At 68.1% G+C, this 2,802-nt stretch carries 3 protein-coding genes; all 3 read left to right on the forward strand.

What is annotated here, in order from left to right:
- On the forward strand, positions 1-1,145 hold a 1,145-nt coding region (locus GJ693_RS15200; RefSeq protein WP_156257091.1), incomplete at its 5' end, for a GDSL-type esterase/lipase family protein.
- Positions 1,145-2,557 (forward strand): MBOAT family O-acyltransferase, encoded by a 1,413-nt coding sequence (locus GJ693_RS15205; protein ID WP_156257092.1) that lies wholly within the window; start codon positions 1,145-1,147, stop codon positions 2,555-2,557. The genes GJ693_RS15200 and GJ693_RS15205, both read left to right, overlap by 1 nt.
- An 8-nt stretch (positions 2,558-2,565) precedes the next feature.
- The coding region (locus GJ693_RS15210) for a hypothetical protein (protein ID WP_156257093.1) at positions 2,566-2,802 on the forward strand (237 nt) is incomplete at its 3' end.

Consider the following 2,802-nt stretch of genomic DNA (forward strand, 5'->3'; position numbering starts at 1 on the left):
AGGCCCGGCTGGGCAATGGCGGGCGCGGGCTGATGCCGGCCGGTCGGCCACATCCCGGCGTGCGGCTGCGCGGGGTGTCTGTCACCATGTCGGGCAACTGGAACGCCCGCGGCCTGTTCGGCAGCGGCGCGGCCGAGCCTTGGCCGCCACGCGGCATCACCGGCTACACGCTGACCAGCAGCACGCCGGGCGCGGCGCTTTCGTTGGCGGACGACAGCAGCTTCACCGCCTTTGGCCTGTGCCTGGCCGCCAGCACGACCGGCCCGCGCATCGCACTCACGCTGGGCGCCGACACCCAGGACGTGGATTTCGCCACCGATTTCGACGGCCCGGTGTGCCGGCGCTTCCCTGTCACCGCCGCCACCGGCAGCGCCCGGCTCGAGCTGCTGTCGGGGGAGGCGATCATCACCGGCTGGTGGACGGAGCGGCCGCAGGGCGTGATCGTCTCCAACCTGGGCGTGCCGGGATCGCAGCTGCAATTCCTCGGCCGCGCCGATGATGCCACCATCGCCGCCCAGTTCCGGGCACTGCCGCCCGATCTCGTCATCCTCGCCTTTGGCACCAATGAAGGCTTTGCGCCCTTTTTCGATGCGGCGCGGCTGGAAACGCAGATCCGCGAGCAGGTGGCGCGCATCCGGCGGCTGGCCGGGCCGGTGCCGATCCTGCTGATCGGTCCGCCCGATGCTGCCAGCCGCAACACCGAGCTCAGGAACAATATCGTTGGTGGCGCCGCCGGCCCGGTGCCCGATTGCAACGCCGTGATCCAGGCCACGCCCGATCGGCTGCCGGTGGAAGGCCTCGACATTCCCTATTGGGACGATGCCGGCGGCACGCTGGCGCCCGATCCGGTCACCTTCTCGGGCCCGGTGTCGCGGCCGGTGCGGCGCGGGCTGCCGCTGTTCAACCCGCCGGCACTGGCCGCCGCCAGCGCGGTCGAGCGCCGGCTGGCTGGAGAACTCGGCCTGGCCTTCTGGGACTGGCGCATGCGCCAGGGCGGCAGTTGCGCGGCGGTGCGCTGGATGCAGGCCGGGCTGATCGGGCCGGACTTCATCCATTATTCGCCCGCGGGCGGCGCAGAAGTGGCGCGGTTGCTGCTGGCCGATCTGGATGCTGCCCAATCATTCGGGGCCGCGGGCGCACACTGATGCTGTTTCCCACGCTGGAATTCGGCCTGTTCTTCCTGCCCGTCCTGCTGCTGGTGTGGACGGTGGGTCAGGCGTCGAACGAATGGCGCAAGATCATCCTGCTGCTGGCCAGCTGGGTCTTCTATGGCGCGTGGGACTGGCGCTTCGTTCTGCTGCTGATTGCATCGGCCGTGATCAACTGGGGCTGCGCGCACGTGATTCAGCAGCGGCTGGACGACGGGCGCTCAGCGCAGCCCTGGCTCGGCATCGGCGTCACCGCCAATCTCGGCATATTGGGGTTCTTCAAATATTTCGGCTTCTTCCTCGATCAACTGGCACCGGTGCTGGTGCGGATGGGCTGGGGGCGCGATCTGCCGCTGATCGAGGTGATCCTGCCGGTCGGCATCAGCTTCTTCACCTTCCAGGGCATGAGCTATCTGATCGACATCGCCCGCCGCCAGACCGCGCCGGCCAGTTTCCTCGACATCACCTTGCTGATGAGCTTCTTCCCGCACCTCGTCGCCGGCCCGATCGTGCGCGCCAGCCACCTGGTGCCGCAGTTCAAGACGGTGCCGAAGCTGACGCGCGGCATGGTGGCGACAGCGCTGATCCTGATCTGCTGGGGCCTGTTCAAGAAGGCGGTGGTGGCCAGCGAACTGGCGACAGGGCTGGTGGACAAGACCTTCTTCGATCCATCGGCACAATCGGGCCTCGATCTGGTGGCCGGCGCCTATGGCTATGCTGTGCAGATCTATTGCGATTTCTCCGCCTATTCCGACATGGCGATCGGGCTGGCGGCACTGATGGGCTATCGCTTCCCGCGCAATTTCGATCAGCCCTACAGAGCCGCCTCGCTGCAGGATTTCTGGCGGCGCTGGCACATCTCGCTGTCGAGCTGGCTGCGCGACTATCTCTACATCAGCCTGGGCGGAAACCGCGGTGGGGTCTGGTTCATCTGCCGCAATCTGCTCATCACCATGCTGCTGGGCGGTTTCTGGCACGGCGCCAAATGGACCTTCCTGATCTGGGGGGCGCTGCACGGAGGCGTGCTGGCGATCGAGCGGCTGTGGAAGGAATGGCGGCCGGAAGGCTTGCCCGCGCTGCCGAAACCGCTTGCCATCCTGATCATCTTCCACATCGTGGTCGCCGGCTGGATCTTCTTCCGCGCCGACACGCTGGACGGGGCCCTGGCCTATTTCACCCAGCTTTGGGCCTTCCGGCCCGGCGTGGCGCTGGCCAGTCCGCTGCTCTGCGGCCTCATCGGCTTCGGCCTCGCCATTCATTTCACTCCGCCCACGCTGATGCCGGCGCTGGCGCGGCATGTGGCGGCCTGGCCGGCGCCGCTGCTCGGCCTGGCCGTCGGGCTGACCATCCTGCTGATCGACGCGATGCGCTTTGAAGGCGTCGCGGCCTTCATCTATTACCAGTTCTGAGGGGACCGATGGCCGATCGCTTTGACTCGCCCGTGGACGTGGAGGCCGACGAAGTCGGCCTTTCGGGCCTTGCCCTGATGACGACGGCGTTGCTGTTTGCCGTGGTCACGCTCGCCCTGCTCAACGCCCATGCACTGGCGGCCTGGGCCGATGGGCTGGAGCCCGGCGCCCGCAGTGCCCGCATCGGCGCGGTGGCCCATGGTCTGGCTGACCGCACGGCGGCGCGCGGGCTGGATGGCCCGCAC

The sequence above is a fragment of the Sandarakinorhabdus oryzae genome (assembly GCF_009733735.1).
Taxonomy (GTDB): domain Bacteria; phylum Pseudomonadota; class Alphaproteobacteria; order Sphingomonadales; family Sphingomonadaceae; genus Sandarakinorhabdus; species Sandarakinorhabdus oryzae.